20 protein-coding genes are annotated in these 23,838 nt (G+C 61.4%); all 20 read right to left on the minus strand.

What is annotated here, in order from left to right; all coding sequences use genetic code 11:
* Nucleotides 1-20: 20 nt before the first annotated feature.
* Nucleotides 21-968, minus strand: a complete 948-nt coding sequence (gene cbiB, locus ACYQ8E_RS09170; protein WP_459860720.1) for an adenosylcobinamide-phosphate synthase CbiB — start codon at nucleotides 966-968, stop codon at nucleotides 21-23.
* Nucleotides 965-3,265 carry a cobyric acid synthase gene (locus ACYQ8E_RS09175; RefSeq protein WP_459860721.1) on the minus strand — a complete coding sequence of 767 codons (2,301 nt, stop codon included), beginning with the start codon at nucleotides 3,263-3,265 and terminating at the stop codon, nucleotides 965-967. The genes cbiB and ACYQ8E_RS09175 overlap by 4 nt, the downstream gene beginning before the upstream one ends.
* A gap of 196 nt (nucleotides 3,266-3,461) precedes the next feature.
* Nucleotides 3,462-4,517: a cobalt-precorrin 5A hydrolase gene (locus tag ACYQ8E_RS09180; RefSeq protein ID WP_459860723.1), complete on the minus strand. Its 1,056-nt coding sequence runs from the start codon at nucleotides 4,515-4,517 to the stop codon at nucleotides 3,462-3,464.
* A gap of 193 nt (nucleotides 4,518-4,710) precedes the next feature.
* Complete coding sequence (gene cobM, locus ACYQ8E_RS09185; RefSeq protein WP_459860724.1) at nucleotides 4,711-5,496, minus strand: precorrin-4 C(11)-methyltransferase; 786 nt, start codon at nucleotides 5,494-5,496, stop codon at nucleotides 4,711-4,713.
* Nucleotides 5,497-5,669: 173 nt separating this feature from the next.
* The gene (locus ACYQ8E_RS09190) at nucleotides 5,670-7,340 is read right to left on the minus strand and encodes a DNA glycosylase AlkZ-like family protein (RefSeq protein ID WP_066728511.1); all 1,671 of its coding nucleotides are present in this window, start codon (nucleotides 7,338-7,340) and stop codon (nucleotides 5,670-5,672) included.
* A gap of 26 nt (nucleotides 7,341-7,366) precedes the next feature.
* Complete coding sequence (locus ACYQ8E_RS09195; RefSeq protein WP_066728513.1) at nucleotides 7,367-9,985, minus strand: restriction endonuclease; 2,619 nt, start codon at nucleotides 9,983-9,985, stop codon at nucleotides 7,367-7,369.
* A 10-nt stretch (nucleotides 9,986-9,995) separates the two neighbouring features.
* Nucleotides 9,996-11,528: an ATP-dependent nuclease gene (locus ACYQ8E_RS09200; protein ID WP_082820387.1), complete on the minus strand. Its 1,533-nt coding sequence runs from the start codon at nucleotides 11,526-11,528 to the stop codon at nucleotides 9,996-9,998.
* Between the two features lie 14 nt (nucleotides 11,529-11,542).
* A complete protein-coding gene (locus ACYQ8E_RS09205) occupies nucleotides 11,543-13,390 on the minus strand; it encodes a site-specific DNA-methyltransferase (protein ID WP_066728517.1) in 1,848 nt (615 codons plus the stop codon).
* A gap of 3 nt (nucleotides 13,391-13,393) precedes the next feature.
* On the minus strand, nucleotides 13,394-14,110 hold the full coding sequence (cobI, locus tag ACYQ8E_RS09210; RefSeq protein ID WP_066728519.1) for a precorrin-2 C(20)-methyltransferase: 717 nt from the start codon (nucleotides 14,108-14,110) through the stop codon (nucleotides 13,394-13,396).
* Between the two features lie 71 nt (nucleotides 14,111-14,181).
* Entirely contained in the window at nucleotides 14,182-15,393 is a 1,212-nt protein-coding gene (gene cbiE, locus ACYQ8E_RS09215; protein WP_459860728.1) for a precorrin-6y C5,15-methyltransferase (decarboxylating) subunit CbiE, read from the minus strand.
* The gene (gene cbiD / locus ACYQ8E_RS09220) at nucleotides 15,390-16,505 is read right to left on the minus strand and encodes a cobalt-precorrin-5B (C(1))-methyltransferase CbiD (RefSeq protein ID WP_459860730.1); all 1,116 of its coding nucleotides are present in this window, start codon (nucleotides 16,503-16,505) and stop codon (nucleotides 15,390-15,392) included. Before cbiD ends, cbiE begins: the two co-directional genes overlap by 4 nt.
* Nucleotide 16,506: 1 nt before the next feature.
* The gene (locus ACYQ8E_RS09225; RefSeq protein ID WP_066728525.1) at nucleotides 16,507-17,355 is read right to left on the minus strand and encodes an energy-coupling factor ABC transporter ATP-binding protein; all 849 of its coding nucleotides are present in this window, start codon (nucleotides 17,353-17,355) and stop codon (nucleotides 16,507-16,509) included.
* Nucleotides 17,356-17,410: 55 nt separating this feature from the next.
* Nucleotides 17,411-18,181 carry a cobalt ECF transporter T component CbiQ gene (gene cbiQ, locus ACYQ8E_RS09230; protein WP_459860732.1) on the minus strand — a complete coding sequence of 257 codons (771 nt, stop codon included), beginning with the start codon at nucleotides 18,179-18,181 and terminating at the stop codon, nucleotides 17,411-17,413.
* Nucleotides 18,182-18,469: an energy-coupling factor ABC transporter substrate-binding protein gene (locus ACYQ8E_RS09235; RefSeq protein WP_459860734.1), complete on the minus strand. Its 288-nt coding sequence runs from the start codon at nucleotides 18,467-18,469 to the stop codon at nucleotides 18,182-18,184.
* The gene (locus ACYQ8E_RS09240) at nucleotides 18,466-19,197 is read right to left on the minus strand and encodes an energy-coupling factor ABC transporter permease (RefSeq protein ID WP_066728531.1); all 732 of its coding nucleotides are present in this window, start codon (nucleotides 19,195-19,197) and stop codon (nucleotides 18,466-18,468) included. The genes ACYQ8E_RS09235 and ACYQ8E_RS09240 overlap by 4 nt, the downstream gene beginning before the upstream one ends.
* 1 nt (nucleotide 19,198) lies before the next feature.
* Nucleotides 19,199-19,837, minus strand: a complete 639-nt coding sequence (locus ACYQ8E_RS09245) for a precorrin-8X methylmutase (protein WP_066728533.1) — start codon at nucleotides 19,835-19,837, stop codon at nucleotides 19,199-19,201.
* A 7-nt stretch (nucleotides 19,838-19,844) separates the two neighbouring features.
* Nucleotides 19,845-20,240: a sirohydrochlorin chelatase gene (locus ACYQ8E_RS09250; protein ID WP_066728535.1), complete on the minus strand. Its 396-nt coding sequence runs from the start codon at nucleotides 20,238-20,240 to the stop codon at nucleotides 19,845-19,847.
* A gap of 279 nt (nucleotides 20,241-20,519) precedes the next feature.
* Nucleotides 20,520-21,827: a phosphomethylpyrimidine synthase ThiC gene (gene thiC, locus ACYQ8E_RS09255; RefSeq protein ID WP_066728537.1), complete on the minus strand. Its 1,308-nt coding sequence runs from the start codon at nucleotides 21,825-21,827 to the stop codon at nucleotides 20,520-20,522.
* Nucleotides 21,828-21,851: 24 nt separating this feature from the next.
* Nucleotides 21,852-23,234 carry a cobyrinic acid a,c-diamide synthase CobB gene (locus ACYQ8E_RS09260; protein WP_066729873.1) on the minus strand — a complete coding sequence of 461 codons (1,383 nt, stop codon included), beginning with the start codon at nucleotides 23,232-23,234 and terminating at the stop codon, nucleotides 21,852-21,854.
* Between the two features lie 4 nt (nucleotides 23,235-23,238).
* Entirely contained in the window at nucleotides 23,239-23,838 is a 600-nt protein-coding gene (gene cobC, locus ACYQ8E_RS09265) for an alpha-ribazole phosphatase (RefSeq protein ID WP_066728539.1), read from the minus strand.

Consider the following 23,838-nt stretch of genomic DNA (forward strand, 5'->3'; position numbering starts at 1 on the left):
ATTCTTGACCAGCCCGGAATTCAGCCGATGGCCGGCCAACCGCAAATCAGCAACCCCAGCGCCAGACCGGCGAATGAGGTCAGGTACATCAGCCGGATGGTGGCCTGGAACGCCGCCACCGTCGGCGGGCGGTCCGGGTCGCCAAGGGTCGGTTTTTCCACCCGCTGGCCAAAGTAGGTTGCCGGGCCGCCCAACTGCAGGCAGAGGGCGCCGGCTACCGCCGCTTCAGGGAACCCCGCATTGGGGCTGGAAGGTTTGCGCGCGTCACGCAGCAGGATTTTCAGCGCATTCCAGCTGTTGAGGCCGAGGGGAATGGCGGCCAGCACCATCAGCAGCCCGGTCAGTCGCGCCGGCAGCAGGTTGGCGAGATCATCGAGGCGCGCCGCCGCCCAGCCGAGCTCCCGATAACGGTCATCACGGTAGCCGATCATCGAGTCGAGGGTATTGATCCCCTTGTAGAGGAGACCGAGGATCGGACCGCCGACGAAGAGGTAAAACAGCGGCGCGATTACGCCGTCCGAGGTATTCTCCGCCACCGTCTCGATGCAGGCGCGCAGAATCCCTTCTTCATCGAGCTCAGCGGTTTCGCGGCCGACGATGAGGGCGAGGCTGCGCCGGGCTTCGACCAGGTTGCCGGCTTCGACCCAGGCGACCACCCGCCGGCTTTCCCGGTGCAGCGAGTGCAGGGCGATGGCGGTGTAGGCGAGCCAGAGGGCGAGCGCCAGCCCGAGCCAGGGATGGAGGGCGGTCGCCAGCCAGAGGACGCTCCAGGCCGTCACCCCGGTGAGAGTCAGGGTCAGCGTGACCAGCAGGATGCCGGTGACGCGGCGACGATCAAAGAGCCCGACCAGCACCACCTCCAGGCGGTTGATCAGGCCGCCGATCCAGACCACCGGGTGCGGCAGGTGGCTGGGATCGCCGAGCAGGAGATCGAGGCCGAAGGCGGCGGCCACCAGCCAGGCGTTCATGCGCCACCTCCGGCGGCCGGCAACCGGCCGAAGAGCGGCTCCAGCTGCAGATGCGTTTCGAGATGAGCGGCGAGGCGGTCGAGCTCCCGTTCGAGGTCGTGATCCGGAGTTGGCGGCGCGGGTGCCAGCCCCCGCCGCTGCCGCAACCCGGAGAGCAGGGCCGCGCGCAGCTCCTGGTTGTCGAAGAGCCCATGCAGGTAGCTCCCCCAGACCCGGCCGTCGGCGCTGGCCGCCCCCTCCTCGAGGCTGGTCGTGCGTCCGGAACGCCGGACGATCTGCAGCAGCGGCTGGGCCAGGGCGCCGCGGCTGGTCTCGCCGACGTGAATCTCGTAGCCCTGCAGAGGACTCCCGGCCGGAAGACCGCCGAGCCCCCCCTCGGTTGACACGACCGCTTCGACCTGATGGGTCTGTTTCAATCCAAGCAGCACCGTTTCCACATCGAGCAGGCCGAGCCCTTCGGCGGCCAGGGTTTCCGACTCGACCCCCTCCGGATCGGCGAGGTGCCGCCCGAGCATCTGAAACCCGCCGCAGATGCCGACAATCCGGCCGCCGGCGGCATGAAAGTCATGGATCGCCCGCGCCAGCCCGCTGCGTTGCAGGAACTGGAGGTCGGGGATGGTGCTCTTGGTGCCGGGGAGGATCAGCAAATCGAGTCCCGCCACCTCTTCCGGCCGCTCAAGATAATGCAGGGAGACCCCCGGTTCCCGCTCCAGCGCGTCAAAATCACTGAAGTTGGAGATGCGCGGCAGGCGCATCACGCCGATGCGCAGCTCTTCCAATTGCGCGGGTCGCCTCTTGCGGGTCAGCCCCAGAGAATCCTCCTCCGGCAGCTGCAGGTCGAGCCAGGGGACGACGCCGAGGACCGGCACACCGCTGCGATCCTCAATAAGCTCGATGCCGGAGGCCAGCAGCTGGGCGTCACCGCGGAAGCGGTTGATGATCACCCCGGCCACCCGTGCCCGCTCCTCAGGCCGCAGCAGCTCCAGAGTACCGAGGATGCTGGCAAAGACCCCGCCCCGCTCGATGTCGGCGACCAACACTACCGGCGCGTCAGCCAGGACCGCGGCGCGCAGGTTGACAATGTCATGATCGCGCAGATTAACCTCGGCGATGCTGCCGGCCCCCTCGAGAACCACCACCTCGTAGTTGCCGGCGAGGCGCCGGTACGATTCCTCGACCGCCTGCCAGGCGCTCTCCTTGTAACGGTGATACTCCCGCACTGTCATGTTGCCAACCGGCCGCCCCTGGACAATGACCTGGGAACCGAGCTCGGAGTTCGGCTTGAGGAGAACCGGATTCATGTCGGTATGAGCCGGGATGCCGCAGGCGACCGCCTGCAGCGCCTGCGCGCGGCCGATCTCCCCCCCTTCCGCGGTCACCGCCGAATTGAGGGCCATATTTTGCGCCTTGAAGGGGGCAACGCGATAGCCGCGCTGGTGCAGCAAACGGCAGAGCCCGGCAGCGATGATGCTCTTGCCAACGTCCGAACCGGTGCCGCCGATGAAGAGCGCCCGGGCCTTGCCGATTTCGGCGTCCTCACCCCCGGCCGGAGCCGCCAGTTTTTTCCCGTAACCGCGCGGCGTCACCATCCGCCCCGCGGCGTCGACGACGGTCTGCGAGTTGCCGACGATCACCAACGACAACATGTCGACCTCGGCATCGGGCAGCCCGGCGAGGTCGGTGACCACCACCGACTCCCCTTCCCGGCAGGCGTTGCGGACGATGCCGACCGGGGTGGTGCCGGGGCGATGGCGAAGCAGGATCTGCGCCGCCTCCCCCAACTGGGTGGTGCGCCCGCGGCTCCTGGGATTGTAGAGTGCGACGACGAAGTCGGCGGCGGCGGCCGCCTCCAGGCGCCGGCGGATCAGCGGCCAGGGGGTGAGCAGGTCGGAGAGGGAGATCACGGCGAAGTCATGCATCAGCGGTGCGCCGAGCCGGGCGGCGGCGGCCTGCACCGCCGAGACCCCGGGGACGATAATCACGACCACGTCGGGGGCCTGTTGCGGCTGCAGCTCGAGGGCGAGCCCGGCCATGCCGTAAATGCCGGCGTCGCCGGAGGAGACCAGGGCCACCACCTGCCCGGCCGCGGCCAGCCGCAGCGCCGCGCGGCAGCGCTCGACCTCCTTCATCATCCCCGAGGAGACGACTTCCTTGCCGACCAGCAGCTCGGGAATCAGTTCGAGGTAGGTCTGGTAGCCGACCACTGCCGCCGATTCCAGGATAGCTTCACGGGCAGCGGGGGTCAGATGGTCGGCGGCGCCGGGGCCAATACCGACGACGTAGAGTTTGCCGGTCATAAAATTCTTTCGCAAAATTCGGTTGAAGCGGCTCTCACCCGTTCGCTGCTCTCCCTAGAGATCACAGAGGGGACAGAGAAAATCCATGGGTTTAATCTTTAACGACCTTGGGAGACATCGGCCTTGAAAGGTTCAGCATATCCTCTGTGTTCTCTGTGAGCTCAAGCAACGGCAAGGAGCGGGTGCGGGACGATCTTCAGCCTTTGCCGATCTCCGCCACCGCCACGGTGACGTTGCCGAGTTTCTGCTTGCGCACCAGCAGGCTGCCCCCTCGGGCGGACCGGAGCGCCGCCGGTTCGCAGACGCCGCTGGCGCCGACCGCGGCCAGGGCGTGGGCGGAGGGGGGGCTCGGTACCGCGATCTCGTTCAGGGCGGCGGCCGGGTGGAATTGCAGCGGCAGGCCATGCCGGGCGGCGAACTCCAGCAATCCCGGTTCATCGGCCTTGGCGTCGATGCTCGCCAGCTCTCCGATGCTGGCGAAGGCGAGAAACGCCCGCTGCAACGCCTGACGCACCGCCGCCTCGATTTCGTCGGCGCCGGTGCCGCGGTTGCAGCCGATTCCGACCACCAGGTTCCTCGGCCGCAGCGCCAGCAGATTGGTGCTGGTCGTAAGCTGCGGCAGATGCCGGTTGCTGACCAGCACCGCCCCGGCGGCGCCGGGCTGCAGCGCCTCGCTGAAGGTAGCGCAAAGGCTGACCGCCGGAACCGCCGCAAAGACGTCGGCAACCAGGCCGAGGCGATCGACGAGGTGGATCGGTCGCCCTTCAAGAAGCAGGCGGTTAAGCGTCTTAACCTGCCCCAAAGGCTCGACGCCGTAGCCGAGGCGACGCGCCACATCGTCCCAGGCCGGCAGGCCATTGACATCGGTGGCGGTGGTGATCACGGGGGTGCCGCCGGTCAGCGCCGCCAGCTCCCGGGCGAGGTCGTTGGCGCCGCCGAGATGCCCGGAGAGGAGACTGATGGCGAACTGGCCGGCCTCGTCGAGTACCACCACCGCCGGGTCGACCTCCTTGCCGCGCAGGTGCGCAGCGAGCGTGCGCACCACGATACCGGTGGCCATGATGCAGACCAGGCCATCGACGGTAGCAAAGAGGCGCGGCAGCAGCGCCGTCACCGGCTCGGAGAAATAATTGCAGCCGTCGTCACCGCGCAGGCGCTCCGGCAGCCAGATCTCGCCACCGCCGGCCTCGCGGCCGATGCGACGGGCCAGCTCGGCTCCTCTAGCGGTGATGGCGACGATGGCGATGTTCATAGACACTCAGTCGGAATTGCTCGGGGAGACCTCCCCCAAAAAGCATCTCTCACCCGCTCCTTGCCGTCGCTAGAGCGCACGGAGAACACCGAGGAAAATTAGCCCCAACCTTTTTCCTTGCCCCTAGCCTTATTGGTCTTCTCCGTGTTCACTGTGATCTCCAGTGAGCGCAGCGAACGAGTGCGAGCCGCCCTCAGGATTTTTCCCGAAAGCCATGCCCAAACCCCGGGTCATACAGCTTCGAGCGCTCCGGCACTCCCCGCCGCCGCGCGGCGAGGACCTCGCCGACCAGGATCAGCGCCTGGCGGCCGATGCCGGCCTTCGCTACCTTGTCGGCGATATCGGCGAGGGTCCCTTCGACCACCTTTTCGTCCGGCCAGCTGGCGCGGTAGACCACGGCCGCCGGCGTGGCGGCGTGAAAGGCGCCGCCGGCCAGCAGCTCGGCGACCACCTGGTCGATCATCCCGACAGAGAGGTAAAGGCACAAGGTACCGCCGTTGGCGGCGAGGCGCCGCAGCGCCTCCCGCTCGGGGACCGGGGTACGCCCGGCGATGCGGGTCAGAACCAGGGTCTGGGAGACCTCCGGCAGGGTCAGCTCCTGGCCGAGGCTGGCGGCGGCGGCAAAGGCCGCGGTCACGCCAGGAATCACCCGATAGTCGATACCGAGGCGGTCGAGCTGTTCCATCTGCTCCTGGATCGCCCCGTAGAGGCCGGGGTCGCCGGTATGCAGGCGCACCACCTGCTGACCGGTCGCCACCGCCGCGCGCATCAGTTCGATAACCTGCTCCAGCGTCAGGGGCGCACTGTCGTGGGCGATCGCCCCGGGTTTGAGTTCGGCGAGCAGGTCCGGATTGACGAGGGAGCCGGCGTAGATGACGACGTCCGCCGTTTGCAGGGCCTTCAGCCCCTTGACGGTGATCAGCTCGGGGTCGCCGGGGCCGGCGCCGACAAAGAGGACGGGGGGAGCGGTTATTTGCATAAATTAAATAGCTTTCGAATCCCACCGCAAAAGCGCCAGGCGCATTCAAACGTCAATCTTTGGCTCTACGAGCAAATCATTGATGTGAGTTGGGTTCCTTGGCTGATTTTGATTCCAGGCCAATGCACATTTCTATACACGTGTGCATAGAAACTGAAAATCCGTGGTTTGGATTAAGGGCGCGCATAGTAGGCATGACGCTTCACCCCATGTTGCACAATTTTCCCCTCCTCCTTTAACCGTTTGAGAAGATGATAAGCCTGCGGCAAACTGAGCCGGCAAAGCTCAGCGACATCTGCCCGCTTAATGGACCCGTGTTTAGAGATATAACTGAGGACCATCTGTTCGTGCTGGATTGGATCAAATCCCGCCTGGCGGATATAAGCCGCCTTTTGTCCGGATTTTCTGTAGATCTTTGCGCTTAGGGTGTAAGCACGGGCGCGACCACCGCCGTGTGCTTCGACGAGCCCGGCTTCCGCCAGCTTTTCAAGCGCAGAACGAGCTTCCTGCTCGGTTTTCTGGATAGAGGGAGCGAGATCATTCGTCGTTAACCTCCGCTCCTGGCGCAAACGGGAAAGGATGATCAAGCTATCCAAAGGCATCGCACGCCCGGTACGCTCTTCATGTCGCAGTACCAATTCAAGGAAATCATGGTCTGATTCCGCATTACTCATCCGCAAAATAACGGAAGTCGAGTCCGAGCGGGAATAATCCGGCGCTGGGCGGCCATAGCGAAGTAAACCCTCAAAAATACGATCAATACCGCGCCCGGTACGCTCGGCAAGCCCAATTCGTTTGGCGATGTCAGCCAGCAGCGGATTACGTGGGCGCGGCTCAGTAACCAACAGGTTCTGTAATGTGACCCCTTCAACAAAACCACCGGGATTTGAAATGGCCATGCCATCGTCATCGATACGAACATGAACTGCACCCAGTCGAGCATAATCACGATGAACAAGTGCATTTACAAATGCCTCTCGGAAGGCCCGTCGCTCGAAATTAGGGATCGGAACTCGAAACAAGCCGACCTGCACTTCCTTCTCTGTTACCCTAGCCGCAAACAGCCTCTCAATCTCCTCGAAAGACTGAAGCAATGGTTTGCGGAAAAACTCATTGACCCTTACGTCAGTACCTTCCAACACCTGAAAGGCGACTTCGGACGAAGGAATATGCCGCCGCAGTTGCTCCTCACGGCCAAGGAACAAAAGCCCCGCCAGGGTTGGACGTCGGATACCCTCAACAGTCGCAGCCAAACCCAAGGCCCCGTCTAGCTCTTCGTCTGCCAAGGGGATGAGCGTCGAGTCTCCACCGTAGCGCCGAATAGCCTCGCGAATGCGCTGACGCTCCAAAGGGTTCAAATCCTCGGCTGTAAGATCAAATAACGGTAACGCCGACGGATCGGTAAGTCCCAAATCCGATTGGCGTTGAGTAAATTCATGTGGATAGAAGGGAACTGCCTCCGGCAATCCGTCTGGTTTAAGCCGCCGCCGTTGGAGAAGGCCCTCCGATGTTGCAACCAACTGTCTGGACTTCGGAACTTGGATATGGGCGATGCTCTGGCGCCCGACAGAACAGATTTGCACACAGACGGAAAGCGACGGGCTTGTTCGGTTGGCGATCAGTGCCGCCAATCCTGTTGTAACCTGATGGTTCCGATGCAATCCTGAAACGGTCCCGTCGTCCTCCACCCCCAGCAGCAATTCCCCACCCTCGGTATTGGCCAACGCCACAACTGCAGCAATAAGATCACGATCGGAAAGGCATTTCAGATCGCTTTTGAATTCGACCTGCAGAGTCTCTCCACCGGCAATGAGGTCCTTCAGACGGCGGCTATCCATTCCCATATCCGTATGTCCAACTCACAACGTACTCAATGAACTTCCTTGGCGCCAACTACATGAGCGAAATCGACGCCCAACTCGTCAAAATGGGCCTTGCCACAGCGGATCTTCGCCCACTCAGCGCTCCGTAGTTTCAACTCATCCTTCGTGCCTTTGGTTTCGCGCACGAGATAAACTTTTTCGTCATTCTCTTTGACGATGGCCCAGTCCGGATTATAGGTTCCCACCGGGGTCGTCACCTTGAACCAGGCCGGAAGCTTGATGAACAGCTTGATATCCTCGCGCGAGCTCATCGCTTCGGCGAACTGCCGTTCAATTTCCGACTCGCAGAGCACTGCATCGTAAATCGAGTTATCGACCTCGATCATATCGGTCAGGTAGCCGGCGATTTCCTGCTCTTCAAAGAGCAACATCTCGTATTCCTGACCATTGATCCGCTCATACTTGATCCCGTCAATCATCAGCTCGTGCAGTTCGGTCTGAATCGCGGCCAGCGCCTGGTCGAGAAATTGCTGAGGATTGGTATGCACTTCACCCAGCCGGCCGGATTGAATCAGAATCTGAACCAAAGTCGAGCGGGTCAACTCTGTCTTCCCCTGCAAATAGCCGATCAGGTCGGGTACTTTCACCGCGCCGAAGTCGGTATCATGCTCCCGCACGACCAGCAACCTGGGGTCCACGCCCTTCTTGCAATCGAAGTCCATTCCCGCTTTTTGCACCTTGATTCTCGGCGCGACAATCGGTTCCAGCCTCTGCAAGCGTTTCGCAGCGTTTTCGATCAATTCCGAAGTCTGATAATCAACGGCGTAGCGCGTCCGGTGTTTGATCCGCTGCCAAAGTGCTTTGAAGTCCTCATTCAACCGCCAGCCAGGTTTAAGGGTGGCCGTCCGTCGTTTCTTCTTATTGGCAATCCGCCCCTCGAAGTTGACGCCGCACTCCTCTTCGATCTCGGTTTGCAGCTGGCGGGCGAATTCGTCGTAACTTTCGTTGGCAATCACCGTCAGGCGATTGATGTTCGGATCAAAGCAGCGCTCGCCCGTCTCCAGCACCGGCAGCCGCATCCCCCGCCCGATCTCCTGGCGCTTTTTGATCTCCGATTTCGTCTCGTTGAGGGTGCAGATCTGAAACACGTTCGGATTGTCCCACCCCTCGCGCAGCGCCGAGTGACTGAAGATGAAACGCAACGGCTCATCCAACGACAGCAGTCGTTCCTTATCGCGCATGATCAGTTCATACGCCTCGTCATCTGCAGCCGTGTTGCCCCGGGTATCCTTCGGAATATTCTTGTAAACCGAAAAATATCCGTTATGCACCCGCTCCACTGGCAGCGGGTTTAACTCTGCATATTTGGGCAGAGCAGCTATTTCTTTGTACGCCTCAACAAACCAGTAACGGATTTTCCCATCGTCAGGCCAATAGTTCGCTACCCGGTCGATGAAAAAGAGGGAAAGGACCTTTAGTCGGCCACCCTCGGGCATGGTTTTATGAATCCGTAGTTCTTTGTCAAAATGCTCCCGGATCGTCTCGCGAATCTGCACCCGCATGACATCATCCATGCGTCCGCCGTGGGTTTGGCCAACGTAAAGCTGCAGGCCGTTGGTAAAACTCACATACCCTTCCCCAGCGTTAATCTCATCAATGATGTACTCGCGATAGCTCTCCCGCCCGTTGGATTTGTCATGCAGATCGACCCCGCTGCTGCTGAATGTCACCTGCTTCCGTTTCGGGGCGCCCTTGTCGTTAACATCCATCTCCAGCTTGGCGGTTATTTTCGAACTGGTTGCACTGATGGACTTGACATGGATATACGGCTGGTTGAAATCGGCATCATCGAGCACCGAATCGACCTCGATCCGTTTCACCAGCTTCAAGTCATAAGCCCGCACCGGATCGAGCCGGTAAAGCAGATTGTAGAGGTTCCGGTGGGTTGCCGAATAACGCAGGGTGCAGAGAGGGTTGAGGGTAGCAATCGCGGCCTTGGCCTGATTGCTCTCCATGTTTTGAGGCTCATCCATGATGACGATGGGCCGGGCCGCCTGGATGAATTCGACCGGTCGATAGCCGCTGAGCCGGTCGTTTTCCTTGTGAATGACGTTGTTCGCCTGCTTGTTGAAGGCATCGATATTGATGACCAGCACCTGCAACGAATTTGACTGGGCAAACTGGCGCAGCTTCGAGACCTGCCGGGAATCATAAACCCAGCTATCAAACGGGACGTTGTCGAAAAGAGAGGAGAAATGCTCCTTCATCAGCCGCAGGCTGGCCAGCACCCCCTCGCGAATGGCCACACTCGGCACGACGATAATGAATTTTTTAAACCCGTAGCGCTGATGCAGTTCAAAAATCGAACGAAGATAAACATAGGTCTTGCCGGTGCCGGTCTCCATCTCGACCGAGAAATGCAGGCCATCCAATTCACTGCTTTCAGGAATCCCATTCCTCTTTTGAACGATCCGCAGATTCTCCAGCAACTGTTCTCCAGCCAGCACAAAGGCGTTGCCGATCCCCTTGTCGGTAAACAGTTCGCCTTCGCTCGCCAAATTGAATTCGAAATCCCCGTTTGCCAAGGGGTGACCGTCGAAGAGATCGACCACTGCATTGATGGCGTCGAGTTGGTAGGGCTGGTTGCTATCGAATTTAATTTTCATAGGATTCTAATTAGTTGGCCATTAATTCAATGACATTTGGACGTTTTTCATCGAACCATGCCCTCACTGCCGCAACATAAGCGTTCCAGCCATCGGCCTTTGCTGCGACGTTGACGATCCTTGTCAACCCAACCGGTCTGGAGCTACCAAGGGCCTCGATAATCTTGTCAACATATTCATGATCGTTTGCAACGACGTTAATCGCTTGAGATGCAGTGATAACGTCGTCAATTTCGGCCTCACCGGTAATTGCCACGGTGCGGATTAGAGCATGCAACCGCTTTTCAGGGGGTTCTACCGTAGGTGGGGCAAATTGCCGGACATATGTCGGTGCTTGGGCTCGCCGGGCCTGATCTGTGGGATGATCCCCGGTTAATACTCTATTAATTCGCCCTACTTTTTCTTCATCAGTTATGTACCTGTCGCCATCAATCACAAAAATTGAATTGGAAAGGTCCCTACCATTCAGCATTAATGCGGCAATTAAAGTAAAGCCATTATCGGCTGCGCCGAATTTTGAAATTTCTGTGTATTTTCTGACTCCTGATTCTGTTGCCACCTTTTCAATTATTGCAGTTGATACGTCATCTTCACAGGCAACCGAGAGGGTCCGATGAGGCTCACCGGTCAATCGTGAAATGGCATCAGGCTTCGTCTCAATGAAACAAAAAGTCTTATGAGGTGGCATATTTGTCTGGTACAGATGCCTGACAGAAATAAATTTTTCAAACTCAAGGATGCTTTCGCGGTGGGTCGTGAAAACAATTTGTAGTTTTTTGTCTACCGCATATTCATGGAGAATTTTTAAAAACTTCTTTAAAGCATCACCATGCAATAAAAGGTCAATTTCGTCGATCAGTATCAAGGCATAATTTCTTGCTTTAATGACCGTCTTTAAAATTTCAAAGACTCTTTGTTCGCCGGCCCCCATTGCCAAAGCAGAAAAGTTAACCCCTCTGAATTCAACACCGATCAATTTCCTCCGCGACGGCATATCATTTGAGTGATATTTGGTGTATTGGCGGTTGAAAATAATCCCAACCTTCTCCTTAAGCTCGATAGACTTCTCATCGATCAGATCATGGGTCGTGTAATTAACCTTGCGTCGGGTCCCCTGTATTTCGACTTTCGGGACAGCGGAATGCACTCCGATAAAAAAAGTCTCACGTGCCGGCTTATATTTTTGGATGGGCAACCATTGCCCTGTCATTTTAGTACCCTGAGTGGCAATCGTATGAGTTGCGGGACCCAAGCGAAAACTATGTGACACTGTAAACTCGGTCCCCGACCAAACACCATGTGGAGTATTGGGGAAAAAGTCCGTAAAACGACAGTCCCCCTCTTCGCCGAATGAGGATGGCTTGAAAGTGGCAGCCAATGCATGCAATACCGTGGATTTACCGGACCCATTTGGCCCCATTATGGCCGTCAGTGGGCGCTCTTCATCAAAAGTGATGGTCACATTTTCAAGATTCTTGAGCCTTGTTATGCGTAGAGCCTTTAGCCGCTGCTGACTCACCGGGTAATGTGTTCTTGCAACCACCCTTGCCCCCTCCGTTAAACCGTCCTAAAGACAACTCCATAAGATTGCGCTTCCAGCACGATGTTGGTCTTGAGCTTGTCCTCCCCATCGAAAGCCACATCAAGACAAAGCAGTTTTTCCGGTTTCAACGCGATCATTTCGCGCAATACGTCCTGGGTGACAGGCCGCTCCAGACAAACGAGCAACTGACCGCCATTGACCGACCAGACGGTTGAGGCGCCAATTTCGATACCTTCAATCTGGCTGGAGAGCGGCAGACCGCTTTTGAGGATCAGCTCATACAGAATGTCCTGCTGGTCCCGCAAGCGCTCGACGTTATCCGCGTAAAGTTTAAGTTGGTCGGATAAGGCTTCTGGAGTGCTAGGCATTTGGGTAGCGTCCCAGATTTTAAAGTTGGACGAATCTAGCTTGAAAGATCGAAAGCCACGATCTTGTTGCCCCTGAAAGTCAAGCTGTTCTTCGTTTTCCTTATTCAGATTCGAGATCACCCTCCGCACGCGCTCGCGGGTGATGTGAGCAATGGTGGGGTACTCCTTGTTCTCAGTCTTTTCGGGGAGTTGTACAAGAATAAATTTACGGTTTCCACCGTCTTCTTTGTTTAGTTCCAGAGCCGCTTGTGCGGTCGTACCTGAGCCCGCAAAAAAATCGAGAATCAACGAGTCTTCACTAGCCCCTTGTTTAATTAGCTTCTTTATTAAATTCGCAGGCTTAGAAAAATCGAAAATTTGAAAATCAAAAAGAGATCTTATGTCGGCCGTACCATCAGCGGTATACGTGTCATCAATGATTGAAGGAAACGCGATCAAATCTGCCTGCATGTCCTCCCTGAATTTCTTCTCTCTTGGCCTACCGCCTGGTTTATTAGGAAACAAAATACTCTTACTATCTATTAGTTGTTGCATTCTATCTTTTGAATAGCGCCAACCTGTATCCGCTGGTGGTTCAAAAATATTTCCTGTTTCAGGATCTTCCATAGGGAAATGTAAATTTGGTCTTTGCTTTTTGTTCGCTAGACCAAGCAAACTCCTGCTCATCCATAACCCTCGTGGGTCGTTATCATTGTTAGAAAACTTGGATTCATCCCTTTCAACACCAAGAAGTTTCGCTTCTGCTCTACAGTAAACCAACACGTACTCATGGTCTGTAGATACTCCGGTTTTTGCACGTGAATCCGGATATTTTCTGCTCTTCCAGGTTAATTGAACGACAAAATTCTCCTCCCCGAATACCTCATCCATCAGTAGCCGAAGATTGTTCACCTCATGATCATCGATACTGACAAAAATCACCCCATCCTCACGCAACAGATTCCGCGCCAGAAAGAGCCGTGGATACATCATGTTCAACCAGTTGGAGTGAAAACGGCCACTAGTCTCGGTGTTGGTGCTCTGCTTGACCCCGGCCTCATCCACCTGCCCCGAATAGCGCAAATAATCCTGCAACCCTTCCCGGTAGTTGTCGGGATAGATGAACTCGTTGCCGGTATTGTACGGCGGGTCGATATAGATCATCTTGACCTTGCCGTGATAGGGCTTCTGCAGTAGCTTGAGAACTTCGAGATTATCCCCCTCGATGATCAGATTTTCCGTGTCATCCCAATTTACACTCTCCTCCACCATCGGCCGCAGGGTGCCGACACTCGAAATCTGGACGTTACGAAAGGCTTCTGATTTACCCGCCCAGGAAAGGCCATAGCGTTCGACGCCTTGCTCGATCTGCTCACCCAAGGCAGCCTTGAGCTTTTCAAAGTCGATTTTCCCCTCACTGAAAACCTGCGGAACTGCATCAGCCAATTCCGCAAGCAACTTTGCTTTCAAATTTGGGGATGCTAGGGACATTCGAATATCAATTTTTTCGGGCATAAATCATTCCCCTTCCGTTTTCCGCACAATCACCAGCGACAGGTAGTCGAGATCCTCCGCTCGTACTGCATCCAGATCGCGGATCACCGCCTCGCCGGGGAGGCCGACGCGCTTGATGTAGACGGCGCGCTCCTTGAGGCCGAGATCGGTGAGGAGTTCGCGGATGCGATCGAAGACCCGATGCACCTTCATCAGCACCACGGTGTCGAAGTGTTCGAGAGTTTCGGCGAGGCGCCCCTCTTCGTAGGTTGCCGGCAAGACCGCCAGGCGTTCGTCCGAGCGCCCCAGCGGCAGCCCGGCCAGGGCGGCGGCGGCATGGATCGAGGAGACGCCGGAGACGACCTCCACCGGCAGGTCGGGAAAATCGGCGCGCAGCTCCTGCCAGAGGTAGAGGAAAGTGCTGTAGAGAAAGGGGTCGCCGAGGGTGACGAAAACCACCCTCTTTCCAGCGGCGACGAAGCCGGCCACCTCGACCGCGGCCTGGTGCCAGTAGACCTCGAGGCCGGCCTGGTTCCGCTGCATCGGGAAGACCTGGGTGACAAGCTGCTGGCGCTGCGGATCGACCAGGCCATCGACGATGGCGCGGGCGATAGAGCTGTCCGAGCGGTCGCCGACCGGGCAGACGACGACATCCGCTTCGCGGATCAGGCGGGCGCCTTTGAGGGTGATCAGCTCCGGGTCACCGGGTCCGATGCCGACAGCGATCAAACGTCCAGACATATTTAAATCCAAATCAGTTTTGGGTTTTGAGTTGCAACCTGGAACTCAAAACCTGGCACTCAAAACGGCCGTTAATCCTTTACGGCGGTGATGATGTAGACCGGGTTGTAGGCCTCGAACATCTTGTAGTCGGTTAAGGGGCGAGTGCGGGCGATGTTGATGGTCGTCACCTCGACCTGGTAGCCGGCGTTGTCGAAATATTCGTTGGCGGCGGTGAGGGTGTCGAGGGTCACAGCGTTGATGACAACCCGGCCCCCGGCGGGGAGGCGGCCGTCGACGGCATCGAGGATGGCGTAGAGATTCCCGCCCGAGCCGCCGACGAAGACCCGGTCGGGATCGGGCAGGGCTTCCAGGCAGGCCGGCGCGTCCCCCTCGACCAGGGTGACGTGGCGGGCGCTGAACTTGCGCAGGTTGGCCTTGATGAACTCCCGGCACTGGGGATTGCGCTCGACGGCGAAGATGCGGCCATTGGGGAGGAGGTGGTCGGCTTCGATGCTGACCGAACCGGAGCCGGCGCCGACATCCCAGAGGGTCATGTCGTGGCGCAGCTTGAGTTTGGCCAGGGTCACCACCCGCACTTCCTCCTTGGTGATCAGCTTCTTGACGGTGGCAAACTCCTCGTCGGGGATGCCGAGAGTCGGCACGTACTCTTCGCCGCCGGCCTCGTATTCCTTGATCAGAATCAGGACATTGAGCGGGGCCGCCTTGATCTGCAGCAGGCCCTTGACGTCGGTGGCGGTAATCTGCTCTTCGGCGGTGCCGAGGTTCTCGCAGAGCCAGGCGGCGTAGCCATCGCGGCCGCGCTCGATCAGTTCGGCGGCAATGGCCGCCGGCGTGTTGAGCTGGTCGGTGAGGACCGCCGCCTTGTCGTTGGCGACGATGCGGTCGACCGCCCCTTGCAGCCCCCGGCCGTGGGCGGAGATGAAGACGGCGTCGTCCCAGGGCTCCTTGATCTTGGCAAAGGCATACTGCACCGAGCTGACATTGGGGACGAATTCCAGCTCGTCGGCACTCAGGTTGCGCAGCAGGTGGCGGCCGATGCCGAAGAAGAGCGGATCGCCGGAGGCGAGGACCACGGTGCGCCGGGAAGAATCCTTCAACCGCTCGGAAAGCCCGGTCAGGTCGCTGCCGATCGCCACCTTCTCGCCGGAAAATTCGGGGAAAAGGGCGAGCTGGCGTTCCCCGCCACAGAGAAGCTCGGCCTGCTCGACCAGTTCCAGGGCGCGGCGGCTGAACCCCTCCTGCCCCTCGACTCCGGCTCCGATGACGTAAATCCGCTTCATGGTCTCTTCTCCTCCGTGACAGCAATAGGCAGCTGGCCAAAAGAACGCGGTCGGCCGCCGGCATAGTCGGCCAGCAGCACCCCGACCGTCACCCCGGCTCCCCACTGGCGCAGTTGCTCAAGCGCATGGGTGGCAACCGTGGCGATCAGGGGGTGGTCCCGGCCCAGCCCGAGATAGATTTCCCGGGCGGTGTTGGCACACTCTAGCCCGGCGGCAACGGCATCGTCAAGGCCGCTCTGCCGGGCCCAGCGGGCCAGTTGCGCGAGGTCGAGGCGCGAGGCGCTGACGTGGGTCTGGGGATGGCCGCAGGCAATCTTCAGCAGCTTGGCGAACTGCACCGCGAGGATTACTCCGGGCACCCCCTTGCGGTGGCAGGCCTTCAAGGCGAAACCGACGTGATCCCCCATCATCACGAAGGCTTCCTCGGGGAAACCGTCGTGATCCTGCAGCAGGGCCTGCGCCGCCGCTTCGCTGCTGCGCCCGGTGCTCAAGACCACACTCTCGCAGCCGGCGGCGCGGGCGACGTCGAGGGCGACATCGAGGGTGTCGGTCCAGGCCTGGTGCGAGATCGGCCGCACCACGCCGCTGGTACCGAGGATCGAGAGGCCGCCGAGAATGCCGAGCCGGGCATTGAGCGTGCGCCTGGCGCGCTCGACGCCGTCGGGAATAGTGAGGGTCACCTCCACCCCCTGCGGAGGGGGGAAGACGCTGCGAACCGCTGCCAGGATCATCTGCCGCGGCACCGGATTGATCGCCCATTCGCCGACCGCCACCGCCAGCCCCGGCTTGGTGACCCGGCCGATCCCGGGACCGCCGCGCAGCACCACTCCGTCCTCGCCGGCGGCCGCCGGGAGCAGGCGCACCGTCGCATGCACCTCGACCCCGTGGGTGACATCCGGGTCATCGCCGGCATCCTTGACAACGAAGCAGCAGGCCGCGTCGTCGAGCAGCTGCTGGCCGTGGAGCTCGAAGGGCGCGGCAAATCCGGCTGGCAGGTCGATCACGACGCGCGGCACCGCTTCACGGTCGCGCAGCAGCAGCGCCGCACCCTTGGCGGCAGCAGCGGCGCAGGCGCCGGTGGTGAAGCCGCTGCGCAGGGGGCGGGTAGCCATCTCAGACCCGCTCGATCATGTCCTGCACCGAGAGCAGGCGCAGGATCTCGCGACGGGCCTCGCCGACGGTGAGGGGGATATGGTGCAGCTTGACGTGATCCCGGGTCTTGAGGATGTTCATCAGCTCCGCCACCAGCGGCAGGTTGAGCTTGGCCCGTTCCAGCGCCTTCGGATCGCCGAAGACCTCTTCCGGCGACCCGTAGCGGAGGAGTTGCCCCTTGCTGAGGATGGCGATGCGGCTCATGAAGAGGGGGACCAGGTCGACGACGTGGGTCGCCATGATCATGGTGATCCCCTGCTTCTTGTTGAGATCCTCGAGCAGGTGCATCAGCGAGTGAACCCCCATCGGGTCGAGGCCGGCGGTCGGCTCGTCGAGGATGATCACCTGCGGCTGCATCGCCAGGATGCCGGCGACGCAGACCCGCTTCTTCTGGCCGTGGGAGAGGGCATGGATCGACTTGCGGGCAAAGTCCTGCATGTGCACCTGGTGCAGGGCGCTGTGAACCCGTTCCTTGATCTGCTCCGGCGGCAGCCCCATGTTGGTCGGGCCGAAGGCGACATCCTCCTCCACCGTGGCAGCGAAGAGCTGATCGTTGGGATCCTGGAAGACGATACCGATGCGGCTGAAGACCTCCCGGTCCTCGACGCTCTCGATCGGCTTGCCGTCGAGAAGGACGCGCCCGAGGGTCGGTCGCAGCAGCCCGTTGAGATGCTTGATCAGGGTCGTCTTGCCGCTGCCGTTGCTGCCGAGCATGGCGAGGAACTCCCCCTTGGCGATCTCCAGGTCGATGCCGTTCAGCGCCGGGGTGCCGTCTTCGTAGGTGTAGTGGAGGTTTTCGATCTTCAGCATAAAGGGCCTTTTATAGGTCTCATCGGTCCCATAGGTCTCATGGGACTTATAAAAACTACCGCAACGCAAACAGCCCCGCCAGCAACACCATCCCTGCCACCAGCAGCAGCCAGTCGCGGGACTGCAGCGGCCCGGGGGGATAGCCGGTCAGCGCCCCGTTATAGCCGCGGCAGCGCATGGCGGCAAAGGAGCGCTCGGCGCGGTCATAGGTACGCAGCACCAGCATGCCGCCAAGGGTACCCGAGGAGCGCAACCCGGTGCGAAAATCGACGAAACCGAGGCGGGCCCGCTGGGCGCCGCGAATCCGCTCCCCCTCTTCGAGAAGGAGGAAGATGTAACGATACATGATCAACGCCAGCTCGACCAGCACCGGCGGACAGCGGAAGAAGCGGGCGGCCCGCATCAGCTCCGGCAGCGGCGTGGTCAGGGAGAAGAAGAGGAGCACCCCCATGCCGCCGAGAATCCGCGCCGCCAGTTCCAGCCCGCGCAGCAGGGCGCCGCTGGTGATCGTCAGCGACCAGGCGAAGAAGGGGAGTCGCACCAATACCTCGCCGCTCTCGACCCAGAAAAACTGGGTGATCATCGCCACCAGGGCGAGGGTCGCCGGCACCACCATTCGCCGCAAAAAGAGCGTCGGACGCACCCCGGCAAGGAGGACCAGCAGGAAAGCCGTGATGGCCAGAGCGGCCGGGGTGCGCAGGCCGCCGGCGGTCAGGTTGACGCCGAGGGCCGCCACCAGCAGGATCAGCTTGACGCGGCCGTCGAGGGCGACCAATAAACGCCGGTCCTCGCCCCGGGCATCGATGAAGTGATGATGGCCGCCCATTCAGTCGTCCGCGTCCCGCTCTTTCCTGCCGGCGACAAACACCTTGTGCCAGTAGTAGCCGATGATGAAGCCGCCCACCGCGCCGGCCAGGGCAAAGAGGAAGAGGAGCAGGTCCCCCTGGTCGGTGTTGATATAAGGGTCGCGCGCCTCGCGGCCGAGTTCCTTGGCGTATTTTTCGACCACCGCCTCGTCGACCCCCGGCCATTTCGGCTTCGTCTCTTCGGCCCCGAGGGGAGCCGTCAGCAGAAGCGTCATTGCCAGGACCAGCCCGGTCAGCAACCGTTTCATTTCGGCACCTCCCCGAAGACCTTAAGCTTGCGCAGAATATCAGGCCGGTGTTTCTGGACGTAGACGATAATGCCGCCGGTCACCACCCCTTCGAGGATCGAAAGCGGGATCTGGGTCGGCATGAAGGCGAGGTAGATCTGGCCGAGAACCGCGAGGAAGGGGTGATCCCCGTGCAGGGCGATCGCCATCTCGAAGGAGGTCGAGAGGTAGGTCAGCAGGTCGGCAGCGACCCCGGCGAAGAAGCCGCACCAGAAGAGATTGAGCCGCAGCAGCCGCCCGAGGCGGAAGGCACCGTAGCCGGCGAAGGAGCCGACCACCCCCATCGACATGGTGTTGCCGCCGAGGGTGGTCAGGCCGCCGTGGGCGAGAAAGAGCGCCTGCAGCAGCAGCGAGATGAAGGCAACAACGACGCTGGCGAAGGGACCGAGAAAGATGGCGCTCATGCCGGTCCCGGCGGGATGCGCGGTGCTGCCGGCGACCGGCACCGGGATCGGGAAGCAGGAGAAGACAAAGACCGCGGCGCCGAAGATGCCGAGCAACGGGATGTAGGAGGGATCGAGCGCCTTGCGCCTGCTGACCTGGCGCACTCCCCAGGCGACGAAAGGCGCCGCGGTAGCGAACCAGAAGACGCACCAGGCGGGGGGGAGGATCCCCTCGGAGATATGCATGGCAAAGGCGCGCGCCGGGAGCGCCAGCAGCAGGATGGCGAAACACAGGAAGCGAAGCATTTCAGCTCTCCTCGGCGAGCAGGGTCAGCGCATTGAGAATGGCGGCGGCGATCGCCGACCCCCCCTTGCGGCCGCGACAGGTGATAAACGGCAGGTTGGAAGCGAGCAGCGCCTCCTTCGATTCGGCGGCGCCGACGAAACCGACCGGGACCCCGACCACCAGCGCCGGTGCCACCGCCCCGGCGGCGGCGAGCCGCAGCAGTTCGAAGAGGGCGGTCGGCGCGTTACCGATCAGGTAGATGGCGCAGCCGGCCGCAACCCCCTTGCGCAGTGCCAGGATGGAGCGGGTAATTCCGGCCGCGCGCGCCTGCGCGGCAACCTCCGGGTCGGCGACATGGCAGGCGATGGAAGAGCCGAAACGGGCGAGCCGCGGTTTGTTGACACCGGCCAGAACCATGTTGGTGTCACAGCAGATGCCGGCGCCGGAGCGCAACGCTTCCAGACCGGCGGCGACGGCGCCTGGGGCAAAGAAGGTGCTGGTAGCGAACTCGAAGTCGGCGGTGGTGTGGATGATGCGCCGCACCACCGGCCATTGCTGGCGGTCGTAGCCATGGGGGCCGACTTCGTCGTCGATGATGTCGAAACTGTGTGCCTCGATGGCGGCGGGGTCGACGATCACCCCGGGGGAGAGCCTGTTCATGAGTTCCTCAGGAGCCAACCGGCAGCCAGCCGGCTTCCTCCAGTGATTCGGCGACCCGCTCGCAGACGATTTCCGCGAGCTTGGGATGGACGCCGAGGGGCTTGCCGAGGGTCATCTCCAGGCCCGGGTAGCGGGCCGCTGCAGCGGCCATCTCCGCCGGCAGATCCTCAAGCACGTGGGCCCCGGCGAAGAGGAAATAAGGGTAGAGGAGGATGCGCCCGGCGCCCTGGGCCACGCAGCGGTCGATGCCGGCCTGGATGTTCGGAGCGTGCATCTCGCGGAAGGAGACCTCGACGATCTCGAATCCCGAGTTTTCGCGGACCATGGCGGCGATGGCATGGAGCGCGTCGTTGGCATCGGCGACCCGCGAACCATGGCCCATCAGCAGAATAGCAGTCTTCATTATACAATCTCCCGGCAACAAAATGAGCCTCTGGCAACAGCGACCGGAGGCTCGGGCAAACGAGGTCCTCCGACCTCGTTTGCCATCGGCGGTCGAAACACTCTTATCTATGGAAGCGGCCCTTTTGTCCCAGCTCCGCGTCAGGTTTCCTGGGCCTTGTGCGGCGTAGCTGCCGCTACGCCTCCGCGTCCCAGTAAACCTTCCTTGATCTGAAACATAATTGCTCCCTTCTGGAAACTTTCTACGCTCTCATTTTCGTTTACCCCGGTGTGAATTGCCTCAGATCTTATCCCCCCGCAGATCCCCCTTGAACAGCGCCCCGGCGCCGCGGCTGGCGCAGAAGTCGCCGCACATGGTGCAGGTCGCTTCGTCTTCCGGGGTACGGCTGGCGCGGATCGCCCGGGCGTCGTCGGGAAAGAGGGCGAGGTCGAACTGCCGCGGCCAGTCGAGGTCGCGGCGCGCCTTGCTCATCGCCTTGTCGCGCTGGCGCCCTTTTTCCGGGTACTTGTTCATGTCACCGATGTAGGCGGCGATCTTCGCCGCCTTGACCCCGGCCACCACGTCCGCTTCGTTGGGGAGGGCAAGATGCTCGGCGGGGGTAATGTAGCAGATCAGGTCGGCGCCGAAGCGGCTCGACTGGGCGGCGCCGATCGCCGCGGTGATGTGGTCGTAGCCGGGAGCGACATCGGTGGCGATAGGACCGAGCATGTAGTAGGGAGCGCCGCCGCTCATCCTTTTTTGCAACTGGATGTTCCCTTTGACCTCGTCGAGCGGTACGTGGCCTGGTCCCTCGACCAGCATCTGGCACCCCATCTCCCGCCCCAGTTCGGCGAGTTCGCAGTTGATCAGCAGCTCCTGGATCTGCGCCCGGTCCGAGGAGTCGTGGATCGCTCCGGCGCGCAGGCCGTTGCCAAGGGAGAGGACGGTATCGTACTTCTTGAGGATGCCGACCACCCGGTCGAACTGCTCGTAGAGAGGGTTCTCACGGCCGTTGGCGAGCATCCAGGCGACCATCGACACCCCCCCCTTGGAAACCAGCCCGCCGTAGCGGTACCCCTGCTTGCGCAGGCGTTCGATGGTGTAGAGGTTGATGCCGCAATGGACCGCCATGAAGGCCATGCCGTCGGCGCACTGCTGCTCGATCAGGTCGAAGAGGAGTTCGGCATCGAGCTTGTTGGGGTCGCCGTAACGCCGCGCCGCCTCGCAAAAGGCCTGGTAGAGAGGGACGTTGCCGACCGGCAGGTCGACGGCGGCGATCACCTCGCGGCGCACCCGGTCGAGGTCGCCGCCGACGGAAAGCTCCATCAGGGTATCGGCGCCGGCCGCCTGCGCCGCCTGTGCCTTGCGTACCTCGGCGGCGTAATCGATGATATCCGAAGAGGTGCCGATGGAGGCATTGACTTTGGTCCGCAGGCCCAGGCCGATGCCGACCGCCTGCGGTTGGCGGTTGTGGTTCCAGGGGATGACGATCTTTCCTTCACCGACCATCTGCCTGACATATTCGGAAGCCATCTCCTCGGAGCGGGCGACGGCCTCCATCTGGGGAGTGATGATCCCTTTCCGGGCCTGTTCAATCTGAGTCAGCATTACTTATTTCCCTTCTCGGTCCGGTCAGGGACGGTGATTGCGGCAACAAGTGACGAAGTGCTCCGCCACCTGCGGGTTGCTGCCGAAATGCAGGTGAATATAGGATGCGAGCAGATTGCCGCGGCGAAAACCTTCGTCGGCCAGGGCGGCCCCGTCGCGACGGCTGACCCGGTAGACGCGATCGACAACGGCGCCGGGCTCGAACTCCGAGTAGTGGAACTCGTGCCCGCGCACCACGGTGCCGGCCGGGCCAAGCAGCGTATCTTTGCGCAGGGTGACCGCGCGATAGCCAAGGGCCTTGCGGCGCGGCAGGAGGCGCGCCGCGCCGGGGAAAATGCCGGTCATCGCTCGCCCGTCGATCGATTCGGCAAGGAGCATCAGCCCGCCGCATTCGGCGTAGATCGGCAGGCCGGCGGCGGCCGCCTGCTTTAACCCATCGAGCAGAGAGCGATTGCCCGCCAGCTGGTCGGCATGCAGCTCGGGATAGCCGCCGCCGAGGTAGAGACCGTCGAGGCCCTCGGGCAACCGCCCGTCGGAGAGCGGCGAGAATTCGACCAGTTCCGCCCCCGCCGCCGCCAGCAGTTCGAGGTTTTCCGGGTAGTAGAAACAGAAAGCCGCGTCGCGGGCGACGCCGATGCGAACCTTTGGGGGCCGAATCCTTGGGGTCAGGTCTTGACATGGGACACGAGTGTCCCATGTCAAGACCTGACCCCTTCCGTCCAGCCGACCCCTTCCGCCCAGCAGCCGGTCGAGATCGACATGACGCTCGATCGCGTCGGCCAGACGGGCGAAAAACTCTTCGTCGCGGCCGCAATCGCCAGCGGTGACGAGCCCGAGGTGGCGCTCCGGCAGGGCCAGCTCCGCCGCCCGCGGCAGGCAACCCAGAAGGGGGGGGAGGCCGGGGACCGCGGCGAGGGCTTCGGTGAGCAGGGCGCGGTGGTTGTCACTGCCGACCCGGTTGCAGAGGACGCCGGCAAACTCGAGCCGTGGCTCGAAGTTGACGAAGCCCTGCACCAGCGCCGCAGCGCTGCGCGCCTGGGCGCGGGCATCGATCACCAGCAGCACCCGGGCGCCGAGCCAGCGGGCGATCTCGGCGCTGGACCCGGTGTCACTGCCACCCGCCGCGCCGTCGAAGAGGCCCATGACCCCCTCGATGACCGCCAGATCGGCACCGGCGCTGCTCCGCGCAAAGCTTTCCCGGACCCAGGCCTCGCCGCACATCCAGCCGTCGAGATTGCGACTGCTGCCCCCGCAGGCGGCGGCGTGGTGGCCGGGGTCGATAAAGTCGGGGCCGACCTTGAATGGCGCCACCACCAGGCCGCGCCGGCGCATTGCGGCGAGCAGGCCGAGGGTGACGGTGGTCTTGCCGCAACCGCTGGCCGGGGCGGCGATCAGCAGCGGACGCATGACATCAGCCATTGAGCAGGCGCACGACCGAATTCCCGTCGGCGAAATAGTCGATGATATTGAGGCAGCCGTAATCCTGCTCGACACTGAAGAGCGATTGGAGGGGGGCGCCGATAGCATCGAGCAGAATTACCCGGTTGACGCCGCCGTGGGCCACCACGACCACCTCCTCGCCCTGATGACGGGCGACGATTCCCCGTATCGCCGGCAGCACCCGGCCGGCGAGATCGATCAGGTTTTCCCCTCCCGGAACCCGGTAGTGAACAACGTCGTCCAACCGCGCCTGCCACTGCTGCGGATAGCGGCTTTTCAGCTCCTGCCAGGTCATCCCCTCCCAGGCGCCGATGTGCAGTTCCCGCAGGTCGGCGAGCGCCGCCGGCTGCAGGGCAAAGGGTTGCGCCAACACCCGGGCCCCCAGCAGGGTGCGCTGCAGGTCGCTGCAATAGACCGCCTTGATCGGCTTGCCGGCGAGGCGCAGCTGCAGCATGCCGAACTGGGCCTCCCCCCGGGGGGTGAGGGGGACATCGCCCTGGCCGTTGTAGCGTTTTTCCTCGTGGCCGACCACCTGGCCATGGCGCACGAGGTAGATGCGGGTCCGGGTCAT

It is taken from the genome of Desulfuromonas carbonis (assembly GCF_054658035.1).

What these genes read in the sequence shown, in the direction of transcription:
- ACYQ8E_RS09250 (WP_066728535.1), bottom strand. Translation starts at nt 20,240, where the DNA reads ATGAAGACTGCTATTCTGCTGATGGGCCATGGTTCGCGGGTCGCCGAT.
- ACYQ8E_RS09260 (WP_066729873.1), bottom strand. Translation starts at nt 23,234, where the DNA reads ATGCGTCCGCTGCTGATCGCCGCCCCGGCCAGCGGTTGCGGCAAGACC.
- cobC (WP_066728539.1), bottom strand. Translation starts at nt 23,838, where the DNA reads ATGACCCGGACCCGCATCTACCTCGTGCGCCATGGCCAGGTGGTCGGC.
- ACYQ8E_RS09240 (WP_066728531.1), bottom strand. Translation starts at nt 19,197, where the DNA reads ATGCTTCGCTTCCTGTGTTTCGCCATCCTGCTGCTGGCGCTCCCGGCG.
- cbiD (WP_459860730.1), bottom strand. Translation starts at nt 16,505, where the DNA reads ATGGCTACCCGCCCCCTGCGCAGCGGCTTCACCACCGGCGCCTGCGCC.
- ACYQ8E_RS09245 (WP_066728533.1), bottom strand. Translation starts at nt 19,837, where the DNA reads ATGAACAGGCTCTCCCCCGGGGTGATCGTCGACCCCGCCGCCATCGAG.
- ACYQ8E_RS09225 (WP_066728525.1), bottom strand. Translation starts at nt 17,355, where the DNA reads ATGCTGAAGATCGAAAACCTCCACTACACCTACGAAGACGGCACCCCG.
- cbiB (WP_459860720.1), bottom strand. Translation starts at nt 968, where the DNA reads ATGAACGCCTGGCTGGTGGCCGCCGCCTTCGGCCTCGATCTCCTGCTC.
- ACYQ8E_RS09205 (WP_066728517.1), bottom strand. Translation starts at nt 13,390, where the DNA reads ATGCCCGAAAAAATTGATATTCGAATGTCCCTAGCATCCCCAAATTTG.
- ACYQ8E_RS09235 (WP_459860734.1), bottom strand. Translation starts at nt 18,469, where the DNA reads ATGAAACGGTTGCTGACCGGGCTGGTCCTGGCAATGACGCTTCTGCTG.
- ACYQ8E_RS09175 (WP_459860721.1), bottom strand. Translation starts at nt 3,265, where the DNA reads ATGACCGGCAAACTCTACGTCGTCGGTATTGGCCCCGGCGCCGCCGAC.
- cobI (WP_066728519.1), bottom strand. Translation starts at nt 14,110, where the DNA reads ATGTCTGGACGTTTGATCGCTGTCGGCATCGGACCCGGTGACCCGGAG.
- ACYQ8E_RS09195 (WP_066728513.1), bottom strand. Translation starts at nt 9,985, where the DNA reads ATGAAAATTAAATTCGATAGCAACCAGCCCTACCAACTCGACGCCATC.
- ACYQ8E_RS09190 (WP_066728511.1), bottom strand. Translation starts at nt 7,340, where the DNA reads ATGGGAATGGATAGCCGCCGTCTGAAGGACCTCATTGCCGGTGGAGAG.
- thiC (WP_066728537.1), bottom strand. Translation starts at nt 21,827, where the DNA reads ATGCTGACTCAGATTGAACAGGCCCGGAAAGGGATCATCACTCCCCAG.
- cbiE (WP_459860728.1), bottom strand. Translation starts at nt 15,393, where the DNA reads ATGAAGCGGATTTACGTCATCGGAGCCGGAGTCGAGGGGCAGGAGGGG.
- cbiQ (WP_459860732.1), bottom strand. Translation starts at nt 18,181, where the DNA reads ATGGGCGGCCATCATCACTTCATCGATGCCCGGGGCGAGGACCGGCGT.
- cobM (WP_459860724.1), bottom strand. Translation starts at nt 5,496, where the DNA reads ATGCAAATAACCGCTCCCCCCGTCCTCTTTGTCGGCGCCGGCCCCGGC.
- ACYQ8E_RS09180 (WP_459860723.1), bottom strand. Translation starts at nt 4,517, where the DNA reads ATGAACATCGCCATCGTCGCCATCACCGCTAGAGGAGCCGAGCTGGCC.